This is a genomic window from Thermosynechococcus sp. B1, from assembly GCF_030322985.1.
Classification (GTDB): domain Bacteria; phylum Cyanobacteriota; class Cyanobacteriia; order Thermosynechococcales; family Thermosynechococcaceae; genus Thermosynechococcus.
Window position 1 is genome coordinate 84,268 of sequence record NZ_CP096573.1, and the last position, 25,891, is coordinate 110,158.

The 25,891-nt window shown below is 53.2% G+C and carries 26 protein-coding genes and 1 riboswitch; of the genes, 11 read left to right on the plus strand and 15 right to left on the minus strand.

All coding sequences use genetic code 11. The annotated features are described in order from the left end of the window. Nucleotides 1–7: 7 nt before the first annotated feature. Nucleotides 8–106: riboswitch (TPP riboswitch) on the minus strand. 34 nt (nucleotides 107–140) lie between these two features. Beyond that, entirely contained in the window at nucleotides 141–1,076 is a 936-nt protein-coding gene (locus M0644_RS00410) for a septal ring lytic transglycosylase RlpA family protein (RefSeq protein ID WP_286626103.1), read from the minus strand. Nucleotides 1,077–1,595: 519 nt separating this feature from the next. Between M0644_RS00410 and M0644_RS00415 the strand changes: the two genes are divergently transcribed. From M0644_RS00415 to M0644_RS00440, 6 genes are read left to right on the plus strand one after another with little or no spacing between them, the layout of a single operon-like run. Beyond that, nucleotides 1,596–3,401, plus strand: a complete 1,806-nt coding sequence (locus M0644_RS00415; RefSeq protein ID WP_286626105.1) for a DUF2339 domain-containing protein — start codon at nucleotides 1,596–1,598, stop codon at nucleotides 3,399–3,401. Further along, a complete protein-coding gene (pdxH, locus tag M0644_RS00420) occupies nucleotides 3,398–4,033 on the plus strand; it encodes a pyridoxamine 5'-phosphate oxidase (RefSeq protein ID WP_149817140.1) in 636 nt (211 codons plus the stop codon). The genes M0644_RS00415 and pdxH overlap by 4 nt, the downstream gene beginning before the upstream one ends. Nucleotides 4,034–4,069: 36 nt before the next feature. Next, the gene (locus tag M0644_RS00425; protein WP_286627144.1) at nucleotides 4,070–4,375 is read left to right on the plus strand and encodes an urease subunit beta; all 306 of its coding nucleotides are present in this window, start codon (nucleotides 4,070–4,072) and stop codon (nucleotides 4,373–4,375) included. A 33-nt stretch (nucleotides 4,376–4,408) separates the two neighbouring features. Next, a complete protein-coding gene (locus tag M0644_RS00430; protein WP_149817142.1) occupies nucleotides 4,409–5,164 on the plus strand; it encodes a HEAT repeat domain-containing protein in 756 nt (251 codons plus the stop codon). A gap of 12 nt (nucleotides 5,165–5,176) precedes the next feature. Further along, the gene (locus tag M0644_RS00435) at nucleotides 5,177–5,974 is read left to right on the plus strand and encodes an ABC transporter ATP-binding protein (protein WP_190278129.1); all 798 of its coding nucleotides are present in this window, start codon (nucleotides 5,177–5,179) and stop codon (nucleotides 5,972–5,974) included. Between the two features lie 29 nt (nucleotides 5,975–6,003). Next, nucleotides 6,004–7,167 carry a glycosyltransferase family 4 protein gene (locus tag M0644_RS00440; RefSeq protein ID WP_286626108.1) on the plus strand — a complete coding sequence of 388 codons (1,164 nt, stop codon included), beginning with the start codon at nucleotides 6,004–6,006 and terminating at the stop codon, nucleotides 7,165–7,167. Nucleotides 7,168–7,173: 6 nt separating this feature from the next. Here the strand turns inward: M0644_RS00440 and prmA are convergent, their stop codons facing one another. The 10 genes from prmA to M0644_RS00490 all read right to left on the minus strand — a co-directional run bounded on the left by prmA (nucleotide 7,174) and on the right by M0644_RS00490 (nucleotide 19,084). Then, the gene (gene prmA / locus M0644_RS00445; RefSeq protein WP_286626109.1) at nucleotides 7,174–8,073 is read right to left on the minus strand and encodes a 50S ribosomal protein L11 methyltransferase; all 900 of its coding nucleotides are present in this window, start codon (nucleotides 8,071–8,073) and stop codon (nucleotides 7,174–7,176) included. Between the two features lie 8 nt (nucleotides 8,074–8,081). Continuing rightward, nucleotides 8,082–9,665: a phosphoglycerate dehydrogenase gene (gene serA / locus M0644_RS00450; RefSeq protein ID WP_149817151.1), complete on the minus strand. Its 1,584-nt coding sequence runs from the start codon at nucleotides 9,663–9,665 to the stop codon at nucleotides 8,082–8,084. Nucleotides 9,666–9,810: 145 nt separating this feature from the next. Then, complete coding sequence (locus tag M0644_RS00455; protein WP_286626111.1) at nucleotides 9,811–10,161, minus strand: hypothetical protein; 351 nt, start codon at nucleotides 10,159–10,161, stop codon at nucleotides 9,811–9,813. Next, nucleotides 10,115–10,711 (minus strand): J domain-containing protein, encoded by a 597-nt coding sequence (locus tag M0644_RS00460; protein WP_286626112.1) that lies wholly within the window; start codon nucleotides 10,709–10,711, stop codon nucleotides 10,115–10,117. The genes M0644_RS00455 and M0644_RS00460 overlap by 47 nt, the downstream gene beginning before the upstream one ends. A gap of 18 nt (nucleotides 10,712–10,729) precedes the next feature. Beyond that, entirely contained in the window at nucleotides 10,730–12,667 is a 1,938-nt protein-coding gene (locus M0644_RS00465; RefSeq protein ID WP_286626113.1) for an RAMP superfamily CRISPR-associated protein, read from the minus strand. A gap of 12 nt (nucleotides 12,668–12,679) precedes the next feature. Continuing rightward, entirely contained in the window at nucleotides 12,680–13,069 is a 390-nt protein-coding gene (locus M0644_RS00470; RefSeq protein WP_286626114.1) for a hypothetical protein, read from the minus strand. Continuing rightward, entirely contained in the window at nucleotides 13,059–13,871 is an 813-nt protein-coding gene (gene cmr4 / locus M0644_RS00475; protein ID WP_286626116.1) for a type III-B CRISPR module RAMP protein Cmr4, read from the minus strand. Before cmr4 ends, M0644_RS00470 begins: the two co-directional genes overlap by 11 nt. Before the next feature lie 72 nt (nucleotides 13,872–13,943). Further along, complete coding sequence (locus M0644_RS00480) at nucleotides 13,944–15,050, minus strand: type III-B CRISPR module-associated Cmr3 family protein (protein WP_286626117.1); 1,107 nt, start codon at nucleotides 15,048–15,050, stop codon at nucleotides 13,944–13,946. Between the two features lie 62 nt (nucleotides 15,051–15,112). Next, nucleotides 15,113–18,184: a type III-B CRISPR-associated protein Cas10/Cmr2 gene (gene cas10, locus M0644_RS00485; RefSeq protein WP_286626118.1), complete on the minus strand. Its 3,072-nt coding sequence runs from the start codon at nucleotides 18,182–18,184 to the stop codon at nucleotides 15,113–15,115. A gap of 375 nt (nucleotides 18,185–18,559) precedes the next feature. Then, on the minus strand, nucleotides 18,560–19,084 hold the full coding sequence (locus M0644_RS00490) for a hypothetical protein (RefSeq protein WP_286626119.1): 525 nt from the start codon (nucleotides 19,082–19,084) through the stop codon (nucleotides 18,560–18,562). Nucleotides 19,085–19,194: 110 nt separating this feature from the next. On the opposite strand from M0644_RS00490, the gene gshA reads away from it, so the two are divergent. Together gshA and lpxB are read left to right on the plus strand one after the other, a co-directional pair. Continuing rightward, the gene (gene gshA, locus M0644_RS00495; protein ID WP_286627145.1) at nucleotides 19,195–20,334 is read left to right on the plus strand and encodes a glutamate--cysteine ligase; all 1,140 of its coding nucleotides are present in this window, start codon (nucleotides 19,195–19,197) and stop codon (nucleotides 20,332–20,334) included. A gap of 2 nt (nucleotides 20,335–20,336) precedes the next feature. Beyond that, nucleotides 20,337–21,527 carry a lipid-A-disaccharide synthase gene (lpxB, locus tag M0644_RS00500; protein ID WP_286626121.1) on the plus strand — a complete coding sequence of 397 codons (1,191 nt, stop codon included), beginning with the start codon at nucleotides 20,337–20,339 and terminating at the stop codon, nucleotides 21,525–21,527. A 37-nt stretch (nucleotides 21,528–21,564) separates the two neighbouring features. Here the strand turns inward: lpxB and M0644_RS00505 are convergent, their stop codons facing one another. The 3 genes from M0644_RS00505 to M0644_RS00515 form a co-directional block, all read right to left on the minus strand. Further along, nucleotides 21,565–22,005: a Spy/CpxP family protein refolding chaperone gene (locus M0644_RS00505; RefSeq protein WP_286626123.1), complete on the minus strand. Its 441-nt coding sequence runs from the start codon at nucleotides 22,003–22,005 to the stop codon at nucleotides 21,565–21,567. A 71-nt stretch (nucleotides 22,006–22,076) separates the two neighbouring features. Then, nucleotides 22,077–22,397 (minus strand): hypothetical protein, encoded by a 321-nt coding sequence (locus M0644_RS00510; protein ID WP_286626124.1) that lies wholly within the window; start codon nucleotides 22,395–22,397, stop codon nucleotides 22,077–22,079. Continuing rightward, nucleotides 22,394–22,999 (minus strand): sigma-70 family RNA polymerase sigma factor, encoded by a 606-nt coding sequence (locus tag M0644_RS00515; RefSeq protein ID WP_286626125.1) that lies wholly within the window; start codon nucleotides 22,997–22,999, stop codon nucleotides 22,394–22,396. The genes M0644_RS00510 and M0644_RS00515 overlap by 4 nt, the downstream gene beginning before the upstream one ends. A 158-nt stretch (nucleotides 23,000–23,157) precedes the next feature. Between M0644_RS00515 and M0644_RS00520 the strand changes: the two genes are divergently transcribed. From M0644_RS00520 to M0644_RS00530, 3 genes are all read left to right on the plus strand, one after another. Next, entirely contained in the window at nucleotides 23,158–23,817 is a 660-nt protein-coding gene (locus tag M0644_RS00520) for a MotA/TolQ/ExbB proton channel family protein (RefSeq protein WP_190278133.1), read from the plus strand. A gap of 105 nt (nucleotides 23,818–23,922) precedes the next feature. Beyond that, nucleotides 23,923–24,324, plus strand: coding sequence for a DUF3110 domain-containing protein (locus tag M0644_RS00525; RefSeq protein ID WP_149817176.1), 402 nt, complete (start codon nucleotides 23,923–23,925; stop codon nucleotides 24,322–24,324). Then, entirely contained in the window at nucleotides 24,325–25,422 is a 1,098-nt protein-coding gene (locus M0644_RS00530) for a glycosyltransferase family 2 protein (RefSeq protein ID WP_286626128.1), read from the plus strand. It abuts the gene before it with no gap. A gap of 61 nt (nucleotides 25,423–25,483) precedes the next feature. On the opposite strand, the gene M0644_RS00535 is transcribed toward M0644_RS00530, so the two are convergent. Next, the gene (locus M0644_RS00535) at nucleotides 25,484–25,858 is read right to left on the minus strand and encodes a DUF4278 domain-containing protein (RefSeq protein ID WP_286626129.1); all 375 of its coding nucleotides are present in this window, start codon (nucleotides 25,856–25,858) and stop codon (nucleotides 25,484–25,486) included. Nucleotides 25,859–25,891: the final 33 nt, after the last annotated feature.

Below are 25,891 nucleotides of genomic sequence, written 5' to 3' on the forward strand. Positions count from 1 at the left end.
TGATAGAATCCTCTCTAGACAGCTTCCCTGCGCCAGCATGATCTGGTTCAGGTTCTAAGGGTTTGCTCTCAGCCTGCTCTGACCGCAGACACCCCTAGCATGTCGTTCATTCTACCACTTTGCCCTTGGGGGGGTGGGGATCAGTCTAAAACGTCAATGCGTACAGGCCCGACACCGGCACCAATGAGGCCAATGGCAGCCGCAGCGCCCCGCGAGAGGTCAATTTCCCGTCCCCCCGTAAAAGGCCCGCGATCGTTAATGCGCACCACTACTGAGCGGCCATTCTGGAGATTGGTCACCCGTACCCGTGTCCCAAAGGGCAGTGTGCGATGAGCCGCCGTCAGGGCATCCTGATCAAATCGCTCGCCATTGGCAGTGCGGGCACCATGGAAGCCGGGGCCATACCACGAGGCAATACCCGTCAACTGCATCCGAATTGGTCCCATGGCCACAACGGTATTTGGGCTACCCTCTACGCTGGTTAGGGCAGGGGCATTCCCCAGTTGGCGGCGGATCAGGTTAGTAATGCGCAGGGCGTTTTCATCATTGCGTTGTGAACTATTGGGAAGCGTGACTTGATGGTTCAGAGTCAGGAGAGGTTCTTTGTCAGCGTAGATGCGATAGTTCTGTTGTTGGGCATCCCAACCCACGCGCACAAGGTTGGCATCAAAGCCCTGTTCGTGGAGCTGATTGAGGCGAGCGGTGAGAAGGGTTGCCTGTTGGGCTGCTTCTGAGAGGGTGGTTTGCTCTGGTATCCCGGCGCCGTTGGCGGCAGCGACTTTGACGCCCTCTGTAGCTGCTACCCGTTGACCCAAGAAGGTGAGTACGGGAATCCCCCGCAAATAGACGGTTACGGCTTCGCGGCCTTGCTGTTGGTGACGATGGAGACTGGCGATCGCCCGTGTGGTGGTGGGGGCGGTGGATTGGCGTTCCCCGACTTTTGTGGCAACGACGGGGGAAGAGGGGGCTGAACCTGACTCTATGGCTGGTGTGGTTGTGGTTGCACGGCTACTGGAAAGGATTCCCAACACAGCCAAGGTGGTTGTTGTCAGACCCACATAAAGCGTTTTTTTCATAGGCGTCCGTTAAAAAGGGCATCCATACGGCTGGACAGTAGGGCACCAACATCACACAGGGGCTACCCCTACTGGTGCCGTGTTCGCTCTCATCGCGGAACTGTTTCAACCTACCACGAAGGCCTAGAATCAAGCATCAGGGGCATTTTGTTCATTACAAACATTTTGAAAAAGAATAAAAAAGCGCTGAAGGCGGTGAAACCTACGCAGACTGGCATATTAACGGAATTTACGGTTGGCGAAAGAAAATAAGAAAATTTTATAAACTTTTAACAAATCGTTTTTAATTTCTGAAGATTTCTGTGACTCAGATCACCGAAAATAAAAATTTATCTAAAAGAGAAAATTTGCTTTTTGTGACCTTTTCTGTGTGCCATAGGACGATTTCTCACCCAATTTTGTTTCCCGTTTTACCCCTGTTGGGATGCGCCTCTAGCCACTTCATAAAGTGCATTGCCCAAGGAATTGCTCTCTCCTCTAGCGCATAAAACGGGGATATAGTCCGTAGGGAGCCGAACCATGGAAGATAGGGATGACTTGCGGCGTCGTCTTGAAAACTTAGAAGCCGCTGTGGCTGCCCTGCAGCGATCGCTCGAGATTCTGCAAAGAGCCATTCTCCGTGAAGACCTCTCCTCTTCTGGAGTCCCAGAACCTGCAACACCATCAACGCCACCTGAGGAACCGACTGCGATCGCTCCTGCCCCTGCTGCTGAACCGCAACCCCCAGCGCCTGAATCTCCAGCGGTGCCACCGTTACGCCCAGTGAGGCCTTCCCAAGCTGACTGGCTACAAAATTGGGAACTGTGGCTCAACCGTCTCGGCATCGGCCTGCTGCTGTTGGGGATTGGCTTCCTCTTTCGGTACGCCGTTGAATTGGGCTGGATTACCGATGCGGTTCTTGTGGCCATGGGCTTTGTCATTGGTACGGTGCTGATGGGGTTGGGCTGGCGGTTGCAGCGGCGAGCCATCTTTAGCCAGTTTTTGCAGGGGGGCGGCCTTGCGACCTATTACCTGACGATCTTTGCGGCCTATCAGTTTTTGTCCGTCATGCCTTGGGGTGTGGCCTTCCCGGTGATGGTGTTAGTGACCCTAGGGGCATTTTTCATCTCGTTGCGCCAAAATCGAGCCATTTTTGCAGTGATTGGCGTGGTTGGCGGCTTAGCAACCCCTTTGCTGCTCTACAACACAGAGATGAGTCGTCCTTTGGCCTTGGCCAGTTATACCTTTTTAATTCTCTTGGGCAGTTGGGCAATTTACGCAGTGAAGGGCTGGCGATCGCTGCTGCTGTCAGCTTTTTGGTTGGGATGGCTGATGTTAACGGTGTCTATTACTGCTCAACGGCTTGATCGGGTCGTGGCATTACAGACCATTCTGGCGTTGACTTGGCTGGGCTTTACGGTATTACCCCCTTGGTATCAGGGGCGCAATCACGACAGGGCAGGGGAGCTGTATCGCCCTCAGGAGACTTCCCCACCGTCCTATGGTCAGACGATCGCCCTCTTTAATCCGCTGATTGCTTTGGGCTTAAGTGCCTTCCTCTGGGATTGGTCGGCAACGCTAACGGGTCGGGTCTTGATCCTATTTGGCGGCCTTTACCTAGTGACTAGTGTACTGTGGCGACGCATTCCCCAGCCTTGGCGTTGGGTCTATAGCTTGACGGGGTTGGTGCTAATTGCCTTTGGAATCGTTGTGCGTTACAACAGCAATCGCTTTATCCTCGCACCGCTGGCGATCGAGGGGTTGATTTTGCATTATCTGAGCCAACACTATGCCTCGCGCACCCTGCGGGTTATTGCCCATCTTTGGTGGGGACTGCTCGGCCTTGGTTTTGTTGGGCAACTGCTCTTTACCGCTGCCGATCGCCCCCCGCTGTTGAATCTGGCTTTTTTCAACCATTTGGTGGTGCTTGCAGCCGCAGCCGTCAGTATCCGTTTTTTGCCCCCACCCACCCGCCCCCTTTACTGGATATTGGGCGATGGGGTGACGATGATCTGGATGCAGCACGAACTGGCGCCCTTTGGCACCGGGGCAGCCACCCTTGTCTGGGGACTCTTTGGCGTTGGACTGCTGATCTATGGGTTGCGACGGGACACCTCAGCGGTGCGCACGGTGGCTTTAATCACGTTGATCATTACTTTGGTGCGGCTTTTCTTCGTTGATCTCATCCATCTTGCGCCGGTGTGGCGAGTGCTCCTATTTATGGGGTTTGGTTTGATTTTTTTGCTGCTGAGCTATTTTTTCCGCGCCCTGTGGCGGCGATCGCCCGTGGAATCCTCTAGGATCAGTGAAGAAACCCCAAGCAACGAGTCCGAAGAAAACCCATGACCCGCATTGCTGATCTGCGCCGTGATTACCGTCGTCAACGTCTCCTCGAAAGTGAGGCGGCTGAGGATGCGATCGAACAGTTTCGCCTCTGGTTTACGGATGCGGTCAACGCTGAATTACCGGAACCCAATGCGATGACACTGGCCACCATTGGCTTAGATGGGATGCCCGCTGCGCGAGTGGTGTTGCTCAAAGATGTGGACGATCGCGGGTTTGTCTTTTTCACGAACTATCGCAGTCGCAAAGGTCTAGAATTAGCCGCCCATCCCAAGGCCGCCCTTGTCTTTTGGTGGGCAGAGCTAGAACGGCAGGTGCGCATTGAAGGCACTGTTGAGCAAATTAGTGCAGCGGAGTCCGATGCCTACTTCCAGAGTCGTCCTTTGGGTAGCCGTTGGGGGGCATGGGCATCCCAGCAGAGTGAGGTTTTAGAATCCTACGCCGATTTGGAAGCCCGCCTTGCCGAAGTGGAAGCCCGCTACGGTGAAAATGTTCCCCGGCCAGAGCATTGGGGGGGCTATCGTGTCCTGCCGACGCTGATTGAATTTTGGCAAGGGCGACCCAATCGCCTCCACGATCGCCTGTGCTATCGGCGCCAAGGAGACCACTGGCAGCGGGTGCGCCTCTACCCCTAGGATTAGGGATACCTTTAGAGATTGGCTGAGATGCCCATGATTCCCGGTGAACTTATCCCCGCAGAGGGAACCATTGAACTCAATGCTGGCCGGCCAACGGTGACGTTAACGGTGGCCAATACGGGCGATCGCCCAATTCAGGTGGCATCTCACTACCACTTTTACGAAGTCAATCCAGCCCTCCAATTTGATCATGAACAGGCACGAGGAATGCGCTTAGATATTCCCGCTGGCACCGCCATTCGTTTTGAGCCGGGGGATGAGCGGGTGGTGCAACTGGTGGCCTTTGGTGGCAGTCGCCAAATCTATGGCTTTCGCGGCGAAGTCAACGGTGCGCTCTAGTCGGGATTCCAAGCATCCTGTAGATTAAACAGTATGGATGACAATGATTTCCCCCTTCTCGACACTTCAGAAGATGCACTAGCGGCGCTGCCGAGTGAGGAGAGCGATCGCCCCGATCCCGAAGCCATGTTGCCCCTGCTGACCTCCGCCGATGTGACGGAGCGGATGTTGGCGGCTCGCGCCTTTTGCGAATTGCAGGATGAACGCGCCACACCCTATCTCATCAATCTCCTGCAAGAACCCTGTCCCCTTGTCCGTGTCAGTGCCGCCTATGCCCTTGGCCGTAACCCCAGTTTGGCAGCGGTGGATGCCCTCATTCAGCAATTGGAGCAGGACTGGAATGGCTATGTCCGCAAAGGCATTGTTTGGGCGCTGGGTAACTGTGGCGTCCGCTTTCCCTTGCCAGAAATTTATCGGCGCACCCTTGATCCCTTGATTCGTGCCCTGCAAACGGATATTTCTGCCGTGCGTCTGTGGGCAGCGAGTTCCTTGGGTCAGGTGGCAGAAGCTAGTGAAGAGGCGGCGACGGTTGCCATTCCTGCCCTTGCCCTTGCCTTGGCTCAGGACGCGATCGCCGCTGTGCGTAGTAACTGTGCTTGGGCCTTAGGTCATGCCTGTCGCAAAATTCCCCTTGGGCCTCTTTACACCCAAGCCATTGATCAACTCATTGCTGCCCTGCGGGACAGTGATATGGGTGTCCAAGAAGATGCCAAAGCAGCGCTGTTCAAGCTGGGGGATGCACGGGGACTGCAAGCGATCGAAGACCTGCAACTAGAAGCCTTTGGCTAGGGGATGCCTCAGATGGCCAAACCACTGGTAGAGCTGCGCGGTGTCTGCAAATCCTTTGGCAATAAGCATGTCCTCAATGATGTGGATTTAGTCATCTATCCCCAAGATGCCCTTGTGATTCTCGGCCCCTCTGGCACGGGCAAGTCAACAATTCTGCGCATTATTGCTGGGTTACTCGCTCCCGATAAGGGCGAAGTTTATGTGGCCGGTGAACGGCGTCAAGGGTTGCGCCAAGATGGCCTGTGCCGGTTGCGGATGAGCATGGTCTTTCAGCAATCTGCCCTCTTTGACTCCCTCACGGTTGCTGAGAATGTCGGCTTTTATTTATACCAGCACACCCGTTTGCCCGAAGCCCGCATTCGCGAAATTGTCAGTGAAAAACTGGCGATGGTCGGCCTCTCTGGCATGGAAGACCTCTACCCAGCCCAGTTGTCTGGGGGGATGCGCAAGCGAGTCAGCTTTGCCCGCGCCATTGTGGATAATCCCGAAGACCCCGATGATGATCCCTATCTCCTGCTTTACGATGAGCCAACGGCAGGGCTAGATCCCATTGCCTCAACAGTGATTGAGGATTTGATTCGCGAATTACGGGAAAAGACGGGTCATGCTTACGTTGTTGTGACTCATCAAAACAGCACAATTGAGCGCACGGGCGATCGCCTGATTCTCCTCTACCAAGGCCGCATTTGTTGGCAGGGCACCCATGCCGAAGCCCGCACGACCGATAATCCCTACCTGCGGCAGTTTCTCAGCGGTGATGTCAACGGTCCGATTCGGATCATTGATCAAGTGGGTACCGCTGCTCTATAAATAACGTAATAAATAAGGAATCAATAATCGTGGCTTTACACATCGCATGGCTTGGCAAAAAATCTCCCCCCTGCGGCAATGTCACCTATAGTCGTGAAATTACCAATGGGCTATTGGATCGCGGGTACCAAGTGAGCTTTCTGCATTTTGCCCAAGAGGATGAACAGGACGCTGAGAACGAAGGGGAGATGCCAGATGTGACGCTCCCTTGCCTCTATAAATCGCAAGTCTATACCCTGCCCTCCCTGCGAGCCAACAAAGTTCTGGTTGAATCCCTCAAGAAGCTCAAACCCGATATTGTCCACGCCTCATTGACTCTGTCTCCCCTCGATTTCTTTCTGCCGGACATCTGCGAAGAGTTAAACATCCCCCTAGTCGCCACATTTCATCCTGCCTACAGCGAAAAGTATCGTACCCTAACGACGGGCACCGCCTTGATGACTTACCAACTGTATGCCCCCTTTTTGGCTCGCTATGACCGCGTGATTGTCTTTTCCCAATCGCAAAAGGAACTACTAATTCGTCTTGGGGTCGGTGCTGAGACGCTGCGAGTGATTCCCAATGGCGTCGATACGCGCAAATATACACCGGGACCTTCTACGGCCAAAGAGGATTTTAAGGCACGCTACCTCTATATCTATCAAGGGCGGATGGCTATTGAAAAAAATGTTGAAGCGCTGCTGCGCTCTTGGTGTGCAGCGGAAATGCCGCCTGATTGTAAGTTGCTAATGGTGGGTGGCGGTGTCCTGATGCCCTCCTTGATGGCCAACTATGGTCCGGATCAAAATATTCTCTGGCTTGGCTCAATCGTTAATGATCAAGAGCGGCTGCAAATTTTACGGGGCTGTGATGTGTTCATTTTGCCCTCGCAAATTGAGGGGTTATCCCTGTCGCTCCTAGAGGCAATGGCCTGTGGCCTGGCCTGCTTGGCCACCGATGTCGGTGCTGATGGTGAAGTGCTCACTGGGGCAGGCATTGTCTTGAATCCCCAGTATGTGAAAACTCAGTTGCAAACGCTCTTGCCTATTTTTTATCAGCATCCGGAAATGATTCGCCTGCTGGGGGACAAAGCCCGCAAACGGGTGCTTGAGCACTATAGCCTCAGTCACAACTTGGATCGCCTAGAGGCCTGTTATCAAGAACTGATGGCCTCCTATTCTTTGGTGCGACCTGCGGCCAAGGTGAAAAGCTAGGTCCCTCTAATCTGGCAAACGCTCAAAGCGAGCATTGAGACAACACCACTCCTGCCGTCGCCAGACACTGCCTAGGCTCCAGCCCTGTTGTTCCAGTTGCGCCGCTACGCGATCCGCTTGATCCAAAAGAATCCCACTAAAGATGCCCCAACCTTTGGGTTTCACAATTGCCGGCAAGTGGGGCAGAATCTCGATAATCACCGGTGCCAAAATGTTGCAGACAAGGCCATCCACCAGTTCGAGGACTTGCTCCCAACTCCCTTGGCGGATAATCAACTGGTCGGCTCTGATGCCATTGAGTTCTGCATTGCGTTGGGTGGCAGTGACCGCAAGATCCGAGGTATCCACAGCATAGGCTTTTTGTGCCCCTAGCAAGAGGCTGGCGATCGCCAGAATGCCGCTACCACAGCCAATATCAGCCATCACCGTGGGTGGCAGCGGCTCAAAGGTTTGATCCAATTGCATCTCTAGAGCCTCAAGGCAAAGCTGGGTGGTTTCATGGGTGCCGGTGCCAAAGGCCATGCCAGGATCGAGTTTGATCACTAAGCGGGTGTTGCCGAGGGGTGGGGTTTCCCAAGCCGGACAAATCAGCAGGCGATCGCCCACCGGTATTGGATGCCAATAGGCTTGCCAACTATGGGCCCAATCCTGTTCATTCACCAACTGCCAGTGGAGTTTTGGCGAGAGGTAGCCCTGCGCCACCACATCTTGCTCAATCCAAACCCCTAGGGCAGCAATGTCCAGTAGTGTCACCTGCTGCTGCGGCACATAGCCTTGGATCAACACCCGCCCCTGCTGTTGCTGGGTTGCTGTACCTTGACAGCCAAAGGATTGAAGGCGCCAATAGACCAGCTCTTCCGCTTCAGCTTGACAAGTGACGGTAATTTCCCACCAACGTTGTACCACAGCCGTGCCTACAGATTCACGATATAGGCATCACGAATACCGGGGACTTTCAAGATTTCCTCCAAGAGGCCTTCGGGTAGGGGATCGTCCAAGCTAATCACCATCACCGCATTGCCACGTACCATCTTACGTCCCACCTGCATACTGGCAATGTTGACATTGAAGCTCCCCAACTGGGTGCCAATTTTACCAATGATGCCGGGCATATCGCGGTGCAGCGTCAGCAACATATAACGGGTTGGCGCCACACTAATGGGAAAGTCATCAATGCTGGTGATGCGCAATTCACTGTGAGCCAGCAAGGCACCAGACACCGAGCGGGTTTCCGAGGGACTCTTGGCAATCAATGTCAGCGACCCCGCATAATCCCGTTGCGATTCATCGCGGGTTTCGACAACGCGAATTCCCCGTTCTTTGGCCTCTAACCCAGCATTTACATAGTTGACCCGCTCCCGCAGCGCTGGTGAGAGTAGCCCCTTCAAAGCGGCAATCACAATGGGTTGACTGTCATTGGTGGCTAGTTCCCCTTGCAAACGGACTTCCAGAGACTCGACCCGACCGCCCGCCAACTGCCCCACCAAGTTACCTAGGGTTTCTGCCAACTGCATGTAGGGCGCCAATTTCTCAAGAACATCGGGACGCAGACCGGGAATATTCACCGCCGATCGCGCCGGCAACCCTAGGAGCACATCCCGAATCTGTTCGGCAACGTCAATGGCCACATTTACCTGTGCTTCTTCCGTGGAAGCCCCCAAGTGGGGAGTCAAGATGGCTTCCATCCCCAAGGCACGCAGCGGAGACTCCGCCTCAAGGGGTTCAGTTTCAAAGACATCGAGGGCAGCTCCCGCCAACTTACCTGTCTTGAGCGCCTCCACAAGCGCTGCCTCATCAATAATGCCGCCCCGCGCACAGTTAATGATGCGGGCTGTGGGCTTCATCTTGGCAATGGTTTTGGCGTTAATCAGATGCTGGGTTTCCGGAGTTTTTGGCAGGTGCAGTGTAATAAAGTCGGACTCAGCAAAGAGAACATCCAACTCCACAAGACGGCAGCCCAGTTGTTCGGCGCGTTCCGTAGATAGATAGGGATCGTAAGCAAGAAGCTTCATGCCCATAGCACGGGCAACGGTGGCCACGTGGGAGCCGATTTTTCCTAGGCCAATAATGCCCAAGGTTTTCTTATAAATCTCTACACCCGTAAAACGTTTGCGATCCCATTGACCTGCTTTCACCGCAGCATTCGCATCCGGAATATGCCGAGCAAGGGAGAGCATCATCGCCAAGGTGTGCTCCGCAGCAGCAATGGTGTTGCCCTCTGGGGAGTTGACCACCATGATCCCTTTACGGGTGGCCGCAGGCACATCGATGTTATCTACACCAACCCCCGCCCGACCAATAATCTTCAGTTGGTTGGCGGCCTCAATGACCGCCTTAGTGACCTTGGTTCCCGATCGAATCATCAGGGCATCGTACTCGGGAATGATTTTGATCAGTTCTGCCTCTGAGAGGCCAAGTTTGACATCGACTTGTGCCACTTGGGCAAGTAAATCAAGCCCCACCTGTTCAATGGGATCGGAAACCAGCACTTTGGGCATAGGTAAACACTAGGTATAATGCCAGACTAGTTATGCTATCACATTTTATTTCTCTAAGGGTAGGGGTAGAATGCGTTTCAGCAAAACCCCTGCGATAGGGGGGGCGATCGTTCCTCCCTTCCTGTTTTTCTTGATTGCGCTCAGATTAGAATGGCTCACCCAGAAAGAGTTGCGACAGCAGTAGAACCACACCCGCTGCTGCAGCAATCTCTACACCGGCTGCAACTGTGCGCGCCCACTGCTTATCATCCTCTTTTTCTTTGATGGCCAAGAGCAGGAAAAACTGATCTTCATCACTTAAATTTTGAACAAAGGATTCTGAAAGCATTTCCAAGGGTAGAGTTTTGAAATAGTCAATGTGACGACGAATGTAACTAGATTGCTCCTGTAATCGTCGTTCTTTTTTCTGCGCAGCAGCGGCCTTTGCTGCTTCGGTTTCCTTTTTAATCTCACATAGAATTTTGTATTTTCGGGGACTCACTGTTTTTGTCAGCATTGCCCCCAAGGTTCCCCAAAAGCAGAAGAAAGCCCACAGGTATCCCAGAAAGCCCAAAAGACCGCCTACACTCCCTACCAATAGGCCAACCAACAAGAGAATCCCCCCCCTGAATAACGTTGCCCCATTTTGTTGCTGGATCGACTGTATCCAAATCGTCAATCCTGAGGCCGTGGCAAGCTAGCTTTTGCCGCTGTTGTTGGTCAATAGCATTGATTGATTGCTGATACTGCCGTTGAATGGTCTGCCGCTCTGTCTCCAGTTTCCGAGCTACGGCTTCCATACGAGCGGGATCGAAAATGGAGCGGGCAGTTCTAACATCTGTTGCTGGTTGGGTAGGTGGGGGCGGGCGATCGCCCTGCTCCATGAGGTAGGCATAGGCTTCGTTGATTTGCTTGAAGTGCTCCTCGACGATTTGCCGCGCCTTTTTGGGGGTCTCAGGAGGCAGTTTATCAGGATGGCACTCTTGGCAGAGGCGGCGATAGGCTGCTTTGATCTGCTCTTTGGAAGCACCCGGCTGCAAGCCAAGAATGTCGTAGTAGTCGGTCATGGTTTCTTAGGTATTTATTCAAGGAAATAGTTGCAAATATCCTCTAGACGTCTTCAAGTGGTTCAGAAACTTGAGTCGTGGATTTTGGGTGACCCCAAAAATCGTGATGACTTGATAGTTCCCTAAGTCAGCCACCCAAACTGGCGAGGGTTTGCCAGTGGAACCACAGAGGTTTTTGTCGTAGTTACCATTCACCTTAAGGCTAGGGTCATGAAGAAGGGCAAGGCCGTAGGGCTTTCCTCCGCTGGAATTACCACTGCAAAGGACGATACAGCAGTTTGCATCAATTGCTTCTGCCCACTGCCCAGGGGTGACGGTGCCAACGGATAATAGTTGAGTCGGGTTGATTGAGCAATTACCAAGCTGCCCTAAAGCTGTGTAAAAGTTTCGAAGTCGCTGTTGAAAAATTTCTTTGAATTCCTTGGCACTGCCGGGGAGTTTCCAAAAGGGACCATCGTTTTCAGGAATCAGATTAGAACCACGCCACCAGGGTGCTTGGTTACGGGTTTTACGAGAGTAGCAAGGGCGACGTGCCCCTTGACCAATGCCACCCAAGTGAAACATGAGCCACGTCAAGTTGCTTGCCAGCTCTGCTAGGGTTTTTTGGTGGTCATCAGGAACTTCAGAAGATTTTTGGTGGTCATCAGGAACTTCAGAAGAAAAGTCTAATACCAGTGTCCCCTGTTCTTCTCCACAGGGATCGTTTTTACCTTGCTGATTAGGGCGTGCCTCAGGTTGGGTCACCCTCCCATTAATCACCCGTACCCGCAGGTAGCCATGTTTGGGTTGCGGCTGAATTGCGCCAAAAATCACTCCTTCAAGGCGTTGGACTTCTGCTGTGGGCAACACCCCCCGCGCAAAGGCACGAAACCAGTATCGCAGCAGGGACTTAAAGGCTGTGGCTCGCACCTCGGCCTCTGGTTGACCGCGCATTTGCCACGCTTGATTTCTAGCGTTCCATTGCCATGACGTAGACGTACACTTTTGGCAACCGTGGATGAGTTGGCCTTGAACGGTAAAATCAACGCTAAAGAAACCACGCCCCACCTGTTTTAGGGATTCGACTAAAATGCCGTAGCCTGCATTCACTTGCGAACCAATTCCTTGGGTCAGGCCGCGAATCAACCACTCCTTGACCTGTTTAAGCATTTGAGGAGAGCAATGATTGGTAGGTTTAATACCAATAAGAAATGAAACTCTTCGCAGGGAAAAGAACACGTTTGGGTTGGCAGCATACTTGAGGTTGCCATTATCCCATGACCAGAGATTATTGGCCATGTCCACTGCTAGTCCCCCGTTCTCTTTTTCAGGCAAGGGGTAGGCATCGAGGAAAATAATTTTGCCAGCTTTTTCGCTAGAGTCCCTGCTGTCGAGATAACCAAAGTAACGCTGGCCGACGAGTTTGTCTGCTTCAGCCCAAGGTACACCTTCGTTTGCCATCACCTCCCGAATGGCTTGGGCACGAGCAACACCTCGTAAGGTACTGGAGGGAATATAGGGAATGCCTAGGTTATCAAAGGCAGGCAGAAGGATACTTTCAGGACCACGGTGGCCACCAACACGGATGCGCCATGGGCAGGTGACTTCAAAACAATTGTCTTTGCCGGCAATTTGGCGGGTGCGCTCTGTTAAGACCTGCAAACGTTGGCTGTAGTTACCACGCTGCTCTGCCATTGTCACTAGTTCCACTTTCGTACCATCTTTGGCGGGGCTAGCGGGCGATCGCATCCAGCGCAGATACTCGACAAACCCTGCAGTTTGATCGGGCTTGGGATTTGGATCAAGGGGATGTTCGAGCCATGGGGAAGGACGGGGTGGAGTGTTCCCGCCCTTTTGGGAACCACCACTATTGCCTCTGCCACCTTTACCACTACTGCCATGGCCAGCGTTTCCTGAGTTGGGGCGCTGTGTTGCTTTATGCGTTTGAGGTCGCTGTAATGCAGGGTTATTTGTCATGTTGTACTCCTCCTAGTCTGCATTTCCAATGCCAACGTACAGGGCAGTTGTCCAGAAGCTAAATTCACGGGCAATTTGTAACCCTAAGCCGGTTAAGCCAAGGTAGGACTCTGTATCAAGGTTCTTCAGGGTTTCTAAACCTTTGCCATTGGCCAAATTTTGAACATCCGCCGTTTCCTCAAGGACACGGAAAAAAGCTTTGACAACCTCCTTCTTCCCCTCTTGACTGAGAGCAGCTTCTTCCGCTTTTAGGCGCATCAGTCCCCAAGTGGCCAAGTAGGTGTAGAGTTCAACGGCTTGGCTTTTTTGCTCCCGCAGCCGAGTGTCGTCTTTTGTATCATTCCGCAGTTGACTCAAGGCTTCATAGACTGGCTGTGCCATTGTGCGTGGATCAAAGGCCATAATTAACCTCCCAAGGGACAAGTTGGACAAAGCCGCGACCAAGGCTTTCTTGACCACCAATTTGGAGAATTGGGTGGCTATCGAAAACATCCCGCAGATCGCTTTTCACTTTTTCTGCGGCGCCATTGAGCTGGGCAACCGTCCCCCACGGGAAGTACATCAATGTATCGGGGGGAATGGCTTCCTCGTAGCGAAAACCGCCTTCAACGGTTTTATGTTGATCGAGTTTCACCTTCACCTGTCGCCACAGGCTGGTTTCAATGAGGGTTTTGCAGTGCTGATCGGGTAGAACCAAGACCTTTTGAAGAATTTGGGTTTGCTCGCGGATCGGAATCCACTTTTGCCATTCCTCCCAAGGCTTGAGCTGATCGCCTTTGAGAATCGCGTCCTTGAGATAAACAGGTTTGCTGGTGTCTAAACTGGTGCTGTAGGCAGCGACTGTTCCTGAGGACTGACCAGTGAGGCGTTGCCAACGATGCAGCAGCATGGGGCAGCTAATCCAGATCACGCCATGGCTGAGGGAGGGAACTGGTACCCACAGGAGTGAACCATCGCCGACCCACACTTGCCCTTGGGTAAGGTTGGTGTTTTCGCCGCCCATGACATCTTCAATGGTGTTGCCCCAAAGGCGGTTGCGGTCTTTGGGGGGGGTACTGGCACGCAAGCGACCCCGAATCGTGCTGGAGGGAATGTAGGGCAACTCTGTGTGGGACTCCCGCGCAATGCCGAGAAGGTTGCCCTCTTGGGTGGTGCCACCCGTGTGCAGGGGGGAGAGAAGGTAGAGGTAGGCAAGGTTAAACATTGTTGATCATCCAGTCTCTTTGAGGTCAACGTGTATCGGTGCTCACCTATTTATCCATTCGTATTCGGGTGGTTATGCAGTGCCCCAGAGCAATTGGCCGTAGTGAAGTTTTTCAAACGTGGTGCGAGCTTTGGGGGCTACACCGCCGAGGAGTTGTTGGGGCTGGGGAGAGGGAGGCTGAGCAAAGCGATAGATAGTTCCCGGCCTGACATAGGCACGCTGTGCGGAATAGCCCAATTGGAGCTGCCCGTTGCGACGGGTGAAGGTACTGAGGCCACCGGCTAGGAGGGGGCGATCGCCCACCACACCAATCAGATGCTCTTGCCAATCATGGGGATACAGTCCATAAACAGGTACGTCAGCCACCACGGGCGCCAAGCCGGGAGTCAGTACATAGGCTAGGGTTTCCTGACCGGTGCCTTGAAACCGCTCTAGGTCTGCAAAGAGATGTTTCTTTAGGGCATGCACCTGTGCCTGATGCCCCTCCCCCCCAATGCGCACGACTCCCTCTCGATTGGCAACACTGATGCCGGCCACAAAGCCCCAGCCCGGATGCAATCGGTTGGCCACCTCGGTAAAGTAGCCAGCCTCCTCTTCCACTGTGCGACTCGTCGTTTGCATTTTGATGTGGGGGAGGACTTGGGTTGACCACGGCAAATCATGGAAGTGCTCTTTGGCGTTGAGCTGATCCAGCTTTCCTTGGAGATAGAGGACAAGAGCATCCAAGCGCATCAGGGGAGCCGGTCGGCCTTGGGTTTGCTCATTCTCCCTGAGGGTCGGTTCCACAATAGGGCGTAACTTTCCCGGCAACGGATGGCGGACATCTTTCCAAGCAGGGTCGTCGGTGGCAGCGGGTTGAGTGCGGGCAAAGCCCTTGACTTTACTGAGGTCGGCACGATCATTGATGTCGGCTTCCTCGTTGCTTTTGTTGCCAATGCATACCAAATCCTTGGGCGTGTCTACCCAGACTTGGTTTTTGGCATCAATGAGGAAAGGCCCAAGAAACTCCAGATTTTGTGTGTAGGGATCACACAGGGAGCGTAAGGCTTGAAAGACCGTAATCGGCAAGGGCGGAAAGAGACTTTTTGCCCAAGAGCCTTCTCCCGGTTGAAAGGGTCGGGAGTCACGAAAAAGGAGAACATCTAGGGGATCTAGACGATACCAACTTAATTCAGTCATGATAATCAACCTCATGTGTCTTTCGTTATCCTTGAAGCAGAATAGTTTTGCCCAAATGAGTTTTAGAACCCTCTGCTTTCATCGATGCCATCCTGATTACTCCCTGGGGGTACAAACCGTTTATCAATGAAGAAGGCCATGAGCCGCAACAGGTTGAGCAGGTCTTGCAGATCCGTTCCTAGCTGACCTTCATGCTGGAGCGCCCAGTCTTCCCATTGATTGCAACACTGACAAAGCTGCTCAATCAGTTCTGAAGGGATGTCTTTTTCACGGCGATTGGCAATGCTGGCGATCGCCTTCTCAATGACCCGCTCTTTGGTCAACCAACAGTGTTGGGGCAACTCTGTCACGAGTCGGTACAGCAGCGGACTCACATCGTCATTTGCTTGCTCAAGTAATCTGCCCCAGGCCGCTAGCAGTTCACCTTTCAACACTGCTTCGAGGACATTGCCGGAGCCGTAGAGCACCCGGAAACAGAGGCCATCTTTGCCGGGGAGTTTTTTCGCCCGTTCCTTTTCGGCTTGCCAGAGGTTTTCTAGAACCGTGGGCAGAGGAACACTCTTGTAGGCAATGACCACACCCATACTCATTGTTGCCCCTTTGCCCATCGTAAACAGGCGACGCATGCCCAAGACCTCAGCCGCTGTACTGTCCTGAACGGTTTGCCAGTAGTCCCCGTGGGGTTCAAACTCCCCGGCTGGATCCGTACCGCCGCACCATGCTTGGCGTAGGAGATGAATCACCGAGAGGGCATCCTCTAGGGGCAAGACGGCCATGACATCATCGCCACCGCTATAGACCACACGGCCACAGTGACGTTGCTCCACCAAGTAGGGCACCAGACGATTCGAGAAATCTAGCAGGGCACGGTTGAGTCCCACATGGGTGGCAGGTCCCATGCGTTTGGGGGTCTGGTTGAGCAGTGTTTGCCACTCATCAGGGTTTTTGATGTAGCTCTTTCTTTGCTGAATGTCTTGAATAATGTTCGTAGCAACATACTCACGATACTTCTTCAGGTTGCGACCGCGGACGTAGTTGCCCATGCTGTCGCCATCGGCCAAGAGAATACACCACCAGTCAGCAGGGGAGCGATCGCCCCAACCCACTCGTTTTTGTGTCTGATTCACCGCCCTCCGAAGTTCGGCCAACTCCTGTTTACTGTCAAGACCTAAGGCTTCTGCCAACCACTTGGCCGAGAACATGACACCGTTGTAATCCCCTAGCTTGGCATCTACTTGGGGAATCTGGGTTGGGCGGCCAGTGGTGCTGCCAAAGCGATCGCGATAGGGCTGTAAATCCAGATCGGCAGTAAATTCATGGTTCAATTCTCGCCAATACCGCTTGACCTGATTGGGATACCTCACCATAATGCGAGCGGCAGCGATACTGCTGGCATTGGGAAAGCGCACCAAGTTTTCATAGTCCTCCTCAGGGCACGCAACCCCCAAGGACTCAGCGACACCGCCATGCTTCCACGCCATTCGCTTGGTGACCTCAATCGCATTCAAGCGCTCACTGCCATTAAATAGCCCCGGAAAGGCTTGGCTCATCACATACCAAAACAGGCGCAGGGAACTCGCCGGCAGGCCATGCCCCTCGCGAAAGGGATCGCGGTACAGCAAATTCGGGTGCAGGGCACTGTAGGCCCCAGAAATCGAGGAGCGCTCACCCGGTGAAGCGGGAAACTGCCAGTTGCGAGTGTTTTTGACAGCGGAGAGAGCCGCACCAAGGCGCTGTTGCAGCAATGGCCACCATGTACCCACGTTAATCGTGGCATACACGTTTTCCTCAACCTGAGTGGGCAGGGGAGCCTCGGCTTTTGCTAACATGTTTTGGGCGGTTTTCCAAATTGAGTAGGTTGAGTAGGTGGATGCTCCACGCTGGTAGGTTAGAGGTTGGGTTGGCTCCCCAAGGGGCAAAGCGATCCAGTAGCTTTCCCAAAAGTTTTCCAGTTGGGCTTGCCAAAGGGCATTCCACTCCCAGCGTCCTCCCTGCTGCCAACTGAGAAACTCTTTCTTTAGCTCCTCTTGCTCTGCCGCAGGAAACTGTGTATCAATCCACGCTTCAATGTGAGCAATCCAGTGACAATCTTCATAGCCACTCCGTACCTTGGTTTTGATGGCTTCGCGCACATTTTTGCCAAGGTTGAGCCATGTTTCCCGCAAATGGTCTTGAAGCTCTTTGCCAATCGTGTCTTTGTCTTGTTCAGGAATGAGTGCCGTAATCACGTTGGGAAAACCCGCTGTCACCAAGCTGGAGGACGGCTGCCCTTGTGCCTCAACTGGTTTGGGGATACCAAATTCCTCAAAGTAGGGTTCAAAGTCTGGGTATTTTTGCAGCAGAAACGCATCAATGATCGTTTGGTTGTAGAGATTGGGGGTAATCACAACATCAGGGCCATAGCGTTCGGCAAGGAACCAGCAGGCCTTGGCACTTAGGTAATGGAGTAGATAGGAGCCTGACCAAAAGTCCAGCAGCTTGCGTGAAGATTTAATGAATTCCTGCACCGGTGAAAAGGAAAACATCAACAGCCATGGGTGCTGCGGTTTATCCCCATTGCTGGCGTTTCGGGGAAAGAGGGTGCCGGCAAGGGCAGCGGTAATCGAGGTGTGGGCTTCGAGGGGGCAGTCGGGAATGCGTGTGTCTGAGGGTAACAGCAAGATATCTTTGGCATAGACTGCTTGGCCTTTGATGCCGCGATCGCCAGCAATGGCTTCGCCATAAAATCGCCAAAACCACCAGAAGACCTTTTCAGCATCGGTTTCTTGGCGAATCTCGCTCCAGATGGACTGCGCCTCAATTTCAGCTAAATTCTCATCGCTGAGACTCCCTGCAAAGGCAAAGTTCAAATTACTTTTGGCACCAGTAATCGGGTGGCGAATTTCCACTTGGGTGATATTTGCAGTGGTTGTTGGGGGGGTGCTCATGCCGCGCTGAAAGCTCAGGCGATCGCTGGCCGAAGCAATATGGTCTGCCGTAACACCGCCGTGATGATTCCACCAATTTTGCAAATCCTGGGCATGTTGATTCAGGCAAGACACCTGTTGCCATGGGCCTTTGAGAGCTTTGTTGCGGTACAACGCCTTGAGGTAGGGGTCGTGGAGGAGGGCAAAGAGTTTGCGTTCGTAGTACATAGATGGGCTTCCTAGAACAATTGACTCCACTGCGAACACCTAGCAATGCGCCTTGGGCGATCGCAGCTAATGTTTTATCCAGTGTCGTGAGTTGGGATATGCAGTGGAAGCAAAATAAAAATTCTTTTGTAATATTTAACAGTTTTTTGTACTAGCTATAAGAATTGAAACATTTGGGTCTTGCTTCCGAGAGATCTGCCAAGTTGCCTCCAACCCTGATGCTTTCGTTGAATCCCTTAGCGTTTCTCAGGAAGCGGGTTTGAGCATTTTCTAGTATTTCAGATGCAAATGAGAATCCCTACCTAGGGGCGGGGCATTCAGAAGCTCCCCACTGGCCTCAAGCCCTGATTTTAAGGGGACTCACTGCAAACTAACCTAGAAGCGATCGCCCGCCTCAAGAACTTTTTCAAGTTCGTCTGCCACCTCAAGAACCACGCGGATACTGGTGTAAAGGGCTTCGGGGTCACAGTCAGCAGCAACCTTCGTACAAAATACAGCGATATACCTATTGTCAGCAAGGGGACGCAACTCCCAAGCGCCAATTTTCTTATTGGCATTTTCAATTAACAGATAATTGGCTATCTCTTGGTCAAGAAAGCCCTCGCAACTGTAGCCCACAGACCAGACATCCCGAATTTCATAGCTTCCTAGCTGCTGGGTTTTGGAGTCAATAAAGGCCTGTTGCGTTCGACCGTTAGATAGCTCAAAGACAACGCGGTAATCACCATCCTCATCCACTTGATAGCGGATTCCCAGGCGATCCAAAATGCGACTGACACGGACATCTGCTTCGACTCGCCGCTGACCAAACATCTTGAGATTCTCACTATAGGGGTGATTTGTGTAATTGATAATACAGGTTAACTGATCGAGTTTTGATCGCCACAGGAAGGGTTTCACGAATGTTCATATGTGCAGCAGGGACGCGCGCATGGTATTGTGGCTAAGTAGCTAAAAACTCCCACTCTCTGCGAGGGGGCTTGCTGACCCAAGTTAGCCAAAGGGATGCCATGTTGTCAAAGGGCTTTGAGGTTGAACTCTACACGGGTAAGCCCACGGGCGAGATTGTGGGACTGTCGGATCGCATTGTGAGGGACTTGCCGGGGTTTGTGCGCGAACCCGATAGTCGCAATGTTGAATTCACAACGCCCCCTGTGTATCTCTATGATCAAGCCTTCTGTGACCTGCTGCGCCCCCGCTTTCGGCTGCGCGCTTATTTGCAATCCCTAGGGGATTTAACCCTTGTCCCCGGTAGCACCCTGAGTCTAGGGGACAGTCAACGCTTTTATCGCTCTGACCCCCAGAACCCCTATCACACCTACATTGAGCAAACCTATGGCACAAGGGTTGTCACCGCTAGTGTCCACATCAACATTGGCCTGCGGGATCCAGAAGAGTTGATCCGTGCCTGTCGGCTAGTGCGGCTAGAGGCGTCCCTGTTTCTGGCTCTCAGTGCTGCGTCGCCGTTTCTCGATGGCAAGGTAACGGGCTATCACTCCACCCGTTGGGCAATCTTTCCGAAGACCCCACCCCAAGTGCCCCTATTTACCAGCCATGCCCACTTCATTGAGTGGACAGAGGCACAACTTCAACTGGGCACGATGCAAAATGTGCGGCATCTCTGGAGTGCTGTGCGCCCCAATGGCGATCGCCGACCCTATGATCTCAACCGCCTTGAACTGCGAATTTGTGATCTAGTTACGGATGCCATTGCCCTACTGGCGATTACGGCTCTCTTGGAAGCGCGACTCCTACAATTGCTCGACACCCCTGACCTTGACCCGCTCCGCTGGGGCGATGGCGAGATGCTGGCACAACTAGCCGATGAAAACGAGCAGATTGCTGCAAAAAACAGCCTAGAGGCCGTGCTGACCCATTGGCGCGATCGCCGGCAACTAACGGCAGCCGCTTGGATAGCCGAACTCTACGAAGAGGTTTGGCCGATCGCCAAAGCACAGGGCTTTAGCTGCTTTCTGGCACCGATCAAGAAAATCCTGCGCCAGGGGAACACCGCTCAGCAATGGCTGGCTCAATATGCAGCGGGGCAATCGATCCCTGAGATTATGGCCACCGCCGTACAGGAAATGGCCGCTAGCGAACAGGAATTTGCCGATCAACTCTGTCAACCAGTGGCGGCAGTGCGGGGCTAGGCATGGCGCATTTGTTCATTAGCACCGGCGAAGTCTCTGGGGATTTGCAGGGCGCCCTGTTGGTCAAGGCACTCTATCGCCTCGCAGCAGAGCGGGGGATTCCCCTAGAAATTTCTGCCCTTGGGGGCGATCGCATGGCTGCTGCGGGGGCAAAGCTACTCTTTAACACCGGAGGAATTGGCTCCGTGGGGCTACTAGAAGCCCTGCCATTGATCAAGCCAACGATCGCGCTCCAACTCAAGGCTCGCCGCTATTTACGGCAGCATCCCCCTGATTTAGTGGTTTTAATTGACTACATTGGTGGCAATGTCGCCATGGGGCGGTTTATCCGCAAACATTTTTCTATTCCCATGGTTTACTACATCGCTCCCCAAGAGTGGGTCTGGTCCCATAGTTTGAAGGCCACTCGGCAAATTGTTGCCCTCAGCGATCGCCTGCTTGCCATTTTTCCAGAAGAAGCCACCTATTACCGCCGTCATGGTGCCAATGTCGTTTGGGTGGGACATCCCCTGTTGGATCGCATTGCTGCCGCTCCCAGTCGTGAAGTGGCACGCCAAAGTTTAGGCATTGCTGCCGATGAGCTGGCGATCGCCCTGTTGCCCTTGTCCCGCAAACAGGAAATCAAATCCCTCTTGCCTCTAATTTTAGGGGCTGCCACGAATATCGCGAAAGCCTATCCTGAAGCCCGCTTTTGGTTACCCCTTTCGCTGCGGCAGTATCGCCCAGCCATTGAAGCAGTTCTCAAGGAATATCCCATTCGCGTCACATTGGCGGAAGACTCCCTGCAAGTCCTAGCGGCCGCAGATCTGGCGATCGCCAAATCCGGCACGGTGAATTTAGAAACCGCGCTGTTGAATGTGCCTCAAGTCGTGATCTACCGCGTTCATCCCCTGAGTTTGTGGCTTTATCGGCGTTTCCTGAAGTTTGACCTCAAATTTGTCTCTCCCCCCAATTTACTCGTGAATAGAGACATCGTCCCCGAACTCCTGCAGGAACGAGCCACTGTTGCCAACATTACCGCTGCTGCCCTTGCGCTATTGGATCATCCTGAAAAACGCCTAGCCATGCAGGCAGGCTATGCCAAAATGCGAGCTGCGATGGGGACTCCCGGCGTGGTCGATCGCGCCGCCACAGAGATTTTAGATCTGCTGGTCAATAGAAAACGTGCAGGATCAGCGACCCTACACGAGTGAAGAAACCAACTGGTTTAAGGGTTAGTGAGGCACTAACCTACTGTTGCGGTTTCATGGGGCGATTGCCCTGACGGCGTTGCTGCATCTGAGTGGCCAAGGCTTGCCGTTGTTGCGGTGTGAGAATGCCCCGCATGGCCAGCATGCTTTCAAAGCGGAGAGAGGCGAGTTGGTTTTCCAGTTGGCGCACCTGTTGGTGCTTGCTGCGGATTTGATCCTCCGAGGCATTGCCACTCATCATCTGCCGCAGTTCTTCCCGGGCGGTACGCAGTTGGTTGCGGGTTTGTTCCATTTGGCCTTGGTATTGTTGCCGCACGGCTTTCAAACGTTGCCGCTGTTCAGGTGTGAGGTTTAGGTTGTCCAGATTGGCTCCCCAGCGAGGTCCGCCATAACCGGGGTCAGCGACACTCGGAGGAGCGATCGCCAGTAGGGGGCTGAGGCTACCACATATAAGAAGCGTGGCTAAAGATTTTTTCAACATAGCTGTGTTCTCCTTTGTCAAAACTCAACTTGTCAAAACTCAACAAAGAGTAAAAGTAGGGTGGACAGAATTTAGTCGAAGATGGTGGGTTCTGCGTCCTGAAACATTGCTTGCCAATTGGTGGTGATGAAGATAGCCACTGCATCCGGGGACGTCTGCTTTGCCACTTGAGTTGAAGGTTTGAGGAACCACACACTGGTGGCGGTGGCGATCGCGCCAGCCCCCAAAAGAGACACGACTTGCCAGCGTCGCTTACTCAGTTGGTGTTGATGCAGAGCCGCTTGGACAATGCGCTGCTCCAAATGGGGGTGGGGGGGCGGGGGCGTCCCCGCATAGGTTTGTAAAAACTTAACCAAGGGTGTATCCTCCACAGGTGGGGGTTCTCGTTTCATAGGCTGACTCCAGCTTCGGTAAAGTAAGTCCGCAATGTGCCTCGGGCACGAAAGAGGCGGGATTTCACTGTACCCACCGGAATCCGCAGAATTTCAGCAATTTCCTTTTGGGGCAAGCCTTGGAGATCATGCATGACCAAAACACTGCGGTACTCCAAGGGCAGTGTGGCTAAACCGCGCTGAACTAAATCTTCGTAATGCAATTGCCGTAGATCCAGTCCAGGGGTGAGTGGCTCACTTTGAGACAGGTATTGCTGATGTCGCGATTTGCGCGTTGCCAGTTGACGGCGATAGTCGCAAGCCACATTCCAAGCAATCCGGTAGAGCCATGTCGAAAACTTTGCCTCATGCTTGAGACCCTTTAGCCCCTTCCATGCCCGCAAGAACACCTCCTGCACCAAATCGTCAAGGGCAACCGCACCGCACAACTGAAACAGGAGCGATCGCACCCGTTGCTGATGCCGTTGATAGAGTTCCCGAAACCCATTTGGATGTCCGGAAAGGCACTGCTCAATAATCCGCCGATCGGGATCGATCACTTGGGGTCGGGTCACGATAGCCGTTGATGCCGTTGCCGCTGATAGGGGTAAAGATACACTCATGCGAGGTATCACTCCATTAACGTAATCATCTATTTAGACGGGGCATCGAAAAGAGCGGTTCAAGACCCTTGGCACCACGGTTCGCTAGAATTTGGTAAACAATTGCGGCTACTGGCTGGACTATACTAAACGTCGGATGCTCTGACAGGGAACCGATCGTGAATATCGCTGAAATTTTTAACCGTGGTGGCTTGGCCATGTGGCCACTACTGATTCTCTCGATCTTGACCTTAGGCACCATTTTTGAGCGGCTTTGGTTTTGGAGCATTGTTCTCCAAGGAGAGACGAAACTGGCCGAGCAGATTCTGGATGCCGCTCGCCACGATTGGCAAGAAGCCATTGAATTAGCAGCCAATGCCTGTGACCAACCGATTGGTCGCTTCCTTTATACCCCTTTACAATTGATTGACACCAACCCAGAAATCTTTCGCCTAGCCCTAGAAGCTGCGGCTGATGAGGAGCTGAGTGCCATGCGGCGGGGAGAAAAGGTCTTAGAGGCAACGATTACGATGGCACCTCTACTGGGTTTGTTGGGAACGGTGTTAGGTCTGATTAGTGCCCTCAGTTCTATTCGCTTGGGGGATATTGGCACACCGGCCACCATGGGCGTGGGTCTCGGGATTAGTGAGGCCTTGATTAGTACTGCCTCTGGTCTGGTGGTGGCGATCATTGCCCTTGCCTTTCAGCGGCTCTTTCAAGCGTTTCTCTTGCAGCAGGCACAAATTTTTCGCCGCACTGGCAATGAATTAGAACTCACCTATCGTCAAGCATGGCTAGAGCAGCGGATCAAAGGGGAACCTGAAAAAACATTGTTCTAACTCAAGCTATTTTTGCCCCTTTGACAGTTTTGAAGGAGAAAATCCTACGGGTAGGGGGAACCAAAATCGTTATAATCGCTGTTGAGATTTCATTAGCGAGGCATCATGCGCGTTTACGTGTTGCTCTACAACCCGGGGACTGAAAATGAGGGCATTCATTCTCTGCAACTGGGCGATCGCAACCTGATTCTGATGTTTGAAAGCGAAGACGATGCCAGTCGCTACGCCATGCTTTTAGAGGCACAGGATTTTCATCCCCCCAGCGTTGTCCCCATTGATGCCAAGGAAATCGAAGAATTCTGCGAATCCTCAGGCTACACCTGTCACTTGGTGCCCGAAGGATTTGTGCCGACAAACGATGCTGAGCGTCTCTTCTTGGCGCCTCCCGAACGCAATGTCGAAGAAACCGACTGGGAACTAGAAAATCGCGTGCCCCCCGCTGCTGAGAGTGAGTTCTCCGAAAGTGAACTGAATCAGTTGCGCCAACAATTTGAAAAGCTGCTGTAGATGGTGCGGGTCTGTGCCTGTCTAATTGTCAAAAATGAGGCAGCCCATTTGGCACGCTGTCTGGGCAGTGTTCAGCCTTGGGTAGATGAGATCGTTGTGGTAGATACCGGGTCAACGGATGAGACGATCGCGATCGCCCGCCAGTTTACAGAGCGCATCTTTACCTTCCCTTGGCAGGATGATTTTGCCGCTGCCCGCAATTACTCCCTAGAGCAGGCCACGGGCGATTGGATTTTGGTGATAGATGCCGATGAGGTGCTCGTGAGCTTACAGGAGCCACCTGTGCCCCTCGGACAACAACTGGAGGGCAGCACCCTCACTGCCTACCAACTCCTACGGCGGGAAATCGGCACGGGGCAGCAATTTTCTGACTTTGCCATTGTGCGACTCTTTCGCAACCTGCCGACGCTGCGCTATCAGGGACGCTTCCATGAGCAGTTGGTTTCGACAGCCGCAGAACCGCTGACCATTGGTACTCTGGAAACGCTGCGCATTGACCACTATGGCTATCAACCCGCACAAATTCAAGCCAAGATGCGCGATCGCAACATCCCGATTTTGGAACGCATCCGCGCTAGTGAAGGTCTGCCTTTGAATCTCCTCTTTGCCTTGGCGGAGATGTACCACGCTGTGAATAACCCCACGGCTGCGGATGACTGCTACCAAGAACTTTTTGAGCGGCTTTTGCCCCATCTCCTCATCAGCCAACTGCCTGAGAATGCCCCTGGCGCCCTGCCCGAAATTCTGAATCAACTGGGGCGGCGTCTGCTGGCTATGGGGGATCACGAAACATTGCAACTCCTCTGTCAGCAAAGTCTGGTGTGGTTTCCCACCTATCCTCCCCTCAATGATTTGGCCGGGCGCTGGCTGATGGCTTTAGGATTCCCCTTGGGAGCAACGGCCTACTTTGAGTATTGCCTTGAACTGGGGCGCACCAATGGCTACAGCAAGCAGATGATTTTTCCCTTGGGCTATGTGCGGGAGATTGCAGCCGAACAACTAGGGCGTGCCTATGAAACCTTGGGCGATCGCGAGCGGGCGGCGGCGGCCTTTGCCCAAGCAACAGCTTTTCGCCAAGAAAGGGGCAATCACCAATAGAAAATAAAAAAAGTGCCGCTGTTAGCAACGGCACCGCAGTTTGGGTTTCGGTGATCCAACCTTAGGCAAATTGCTGCCACTCTTCTTCCAGCAGACTGATGAGATCTTCATTGCCCTGACTCCGAGCCACTTGCAGCCGCCGCTCAAGAGTTTTCAGAATTGCATGGCGATGGGCTTCGGCCAAGGAGTCACGCTTACGCTGGGGAAGTACTGAAGGGGCAGTACTCGTCGTCGGAGCGCTTGTGGTAACTGGTGTACCGTTCGTTTGGTAGGTCACCCCCCGCCAGCAGAGGACATGATTGGGTTGAGGAACCGGTTCAGCCGCTTTGTGCCCTACCCATTGCGCCCCCCGGTAGAGACCCTTGGCGCCCGATTCAACAAGGGGAATGTGCTGCTCAGAAGTTTCGTATTTAACGCCGCGATAGATTACTTGCATAATTAAATCAAGGCTTCTAGGTGAATACTATTG

Excerpts from the sequence above, each read along its gene's own strand:
- gshA (WP_286627145.1), top strand. The coding sequence starts at position 19,195 with ATGTTGTCAAAGGGCTTTGAGGTTGAACTCTACACGGGTAAGCCCACG.
- M0644_RS00435 (WP_190278129.1), top strand. The coding sequence starts at position 5,177 with ATGGCCAAACCACTGGTAGAGCTGCGCGGTGTCTGCAAATCCTTTGGC.
- M0644_RS00415 (WP_286626105.1), top strand. The coding sequence starts at position 1,596 with ATGGAAGATAGGGATGACTTGCGGCGTCGTCTTGAAAACTTAGAAGCC.
- M0644_RS00525 (WP_149817176.1), top strand. The coding sequence starts at position 23,923 with ATGCGCGTTTACGTGTTGCTCTACAACCCGGGGACTGAAAATGAGGGC.
- M0644_RS00410 (WP_286626103.1), bottom strand. The coding sequence starts at position 1,076 with ATGAAAAAAACGCTTTATGTGGGTCTGACAACAACCACCTTGGCTGTG.
- M0644_RS00510 (WP_286626124.1), bottom strand. The coding sequence starts at position 22,397 with ATGAAACGAGAACCCCCACCTGTGGAGGATACACCCTTGGTTAAGTTT.
- M0644_RS00430 (WP_149817142.1), top strand. The coding sequence starts at position 4,409 with ATGGATGACAATGATTTCCCCCTTCTCGACACTTCAGAAGATGCACTA.
- M0644_RS00455 (WP_286626111.1), bottom strand. The coding sequence starts at position 10,161 with ATGCTGACAAAAACAGTGAGTCCCCGAAAATACAAAATTCTATGTGAG.
- cmr4 (WP_286626116.1), bottom strand. The coding sequence starts at position 13,871 with ATGTTTAACCTTGCCTACCTCTACCTTCTCTCCCCCCTGCACACGGGT.
- M0644_RS00480 (WP_286626117.1), bottom strand. The coding sequence starts at position 15,050 with ATGACTGAATTAAGTTGGTATCGTCTAGATCCCCTAGATGTTCTCCTT.
- M0644_RS00505 (WP_286626123.1), bottom strand. The coding sequence starts at position 22,005 with ATGTTGAAAAAATCTTTAGCCACGCTTCTTATATGTGGTAGCCTCAGC.
- M0644_RS00425 (WP_286627144.1), top strand. The coding sequence starts at position 4,070 with ATGATTCCCGGTGAACTTATCCCCGCAGAGGGAACCATTGAACTCAAT.
- serA (WP_149817151.1), bottom strand. The coding sequence starts at position 9,665 with ATGCCCAAAGTGCTGGTTTCCGATCCCATTGAACAGGTGGGGCTTGAT.
- lpxB (WP_286626121.1), top strand. The coding sequence starts at position 20,337 with ATGGCGCATTTGTTCATTAGCACCGGCGAAGTCTCTGGGGATTTGCAG.
- M0644_RS00515 (WP_286626125.1), bottom strand. The coding sequence starts at position 22,999 with ATGAGTGTATCTTTACCCCTATCAGCGGCAACGGCATCAACGGCTATC.
- M0644_RS00465 (WP_286626113.1), bottom strand. The coding sequence starts at position 12,667 with ATGACAAATAACCCTGCATTACAGCGACCTCAAACGCATAAAGCAACA.
- M0644_RS00470 (WP_286626114.1), bottom strand. The coding sequence starts at position 13,069 with ATGGCCTTTGATCCACGCACAATGGCACAGCCAGTCTATGAAGCCTTG.
- M0644_RS00535 (WP_286626129.1), bottom strand. The coding sequence starts at position 25,858 with ATGCAAGTAATCTATCGCGGCGTTAAATACGAAACTTCTGAGCAGCAC.
- cas10 (WP_286626118.1), bottom strand. The coding sequence starts at position 18,184 with ATGTACTACGAACGCAAACTCTTTGCCCTCCTCCACGACCCCTACCTC.
- M0644_RS00530 (WP_286626128.1), top strand. The coding sequence starts at position 24,325 with ATGGTGCGGGTCTGTGCCTGTCTAATTGTCAAAAATGAGGCAGCCCAT.
- M0644_RS00460 (WP_286626112.1), bottom strand. The coding sequence starts at position 10,711 with ATGACCGACTACTACGACATTCTTGGCTTGCAGCCGGGTGCTTCCAAA.
- pdxH (WP_149817140.1), top strand. The coding sequence starts at position 3,398 with ATGACCCGCATTGCTGATCTGCGCCGTGATTACCGTCGTCAACGTCTC.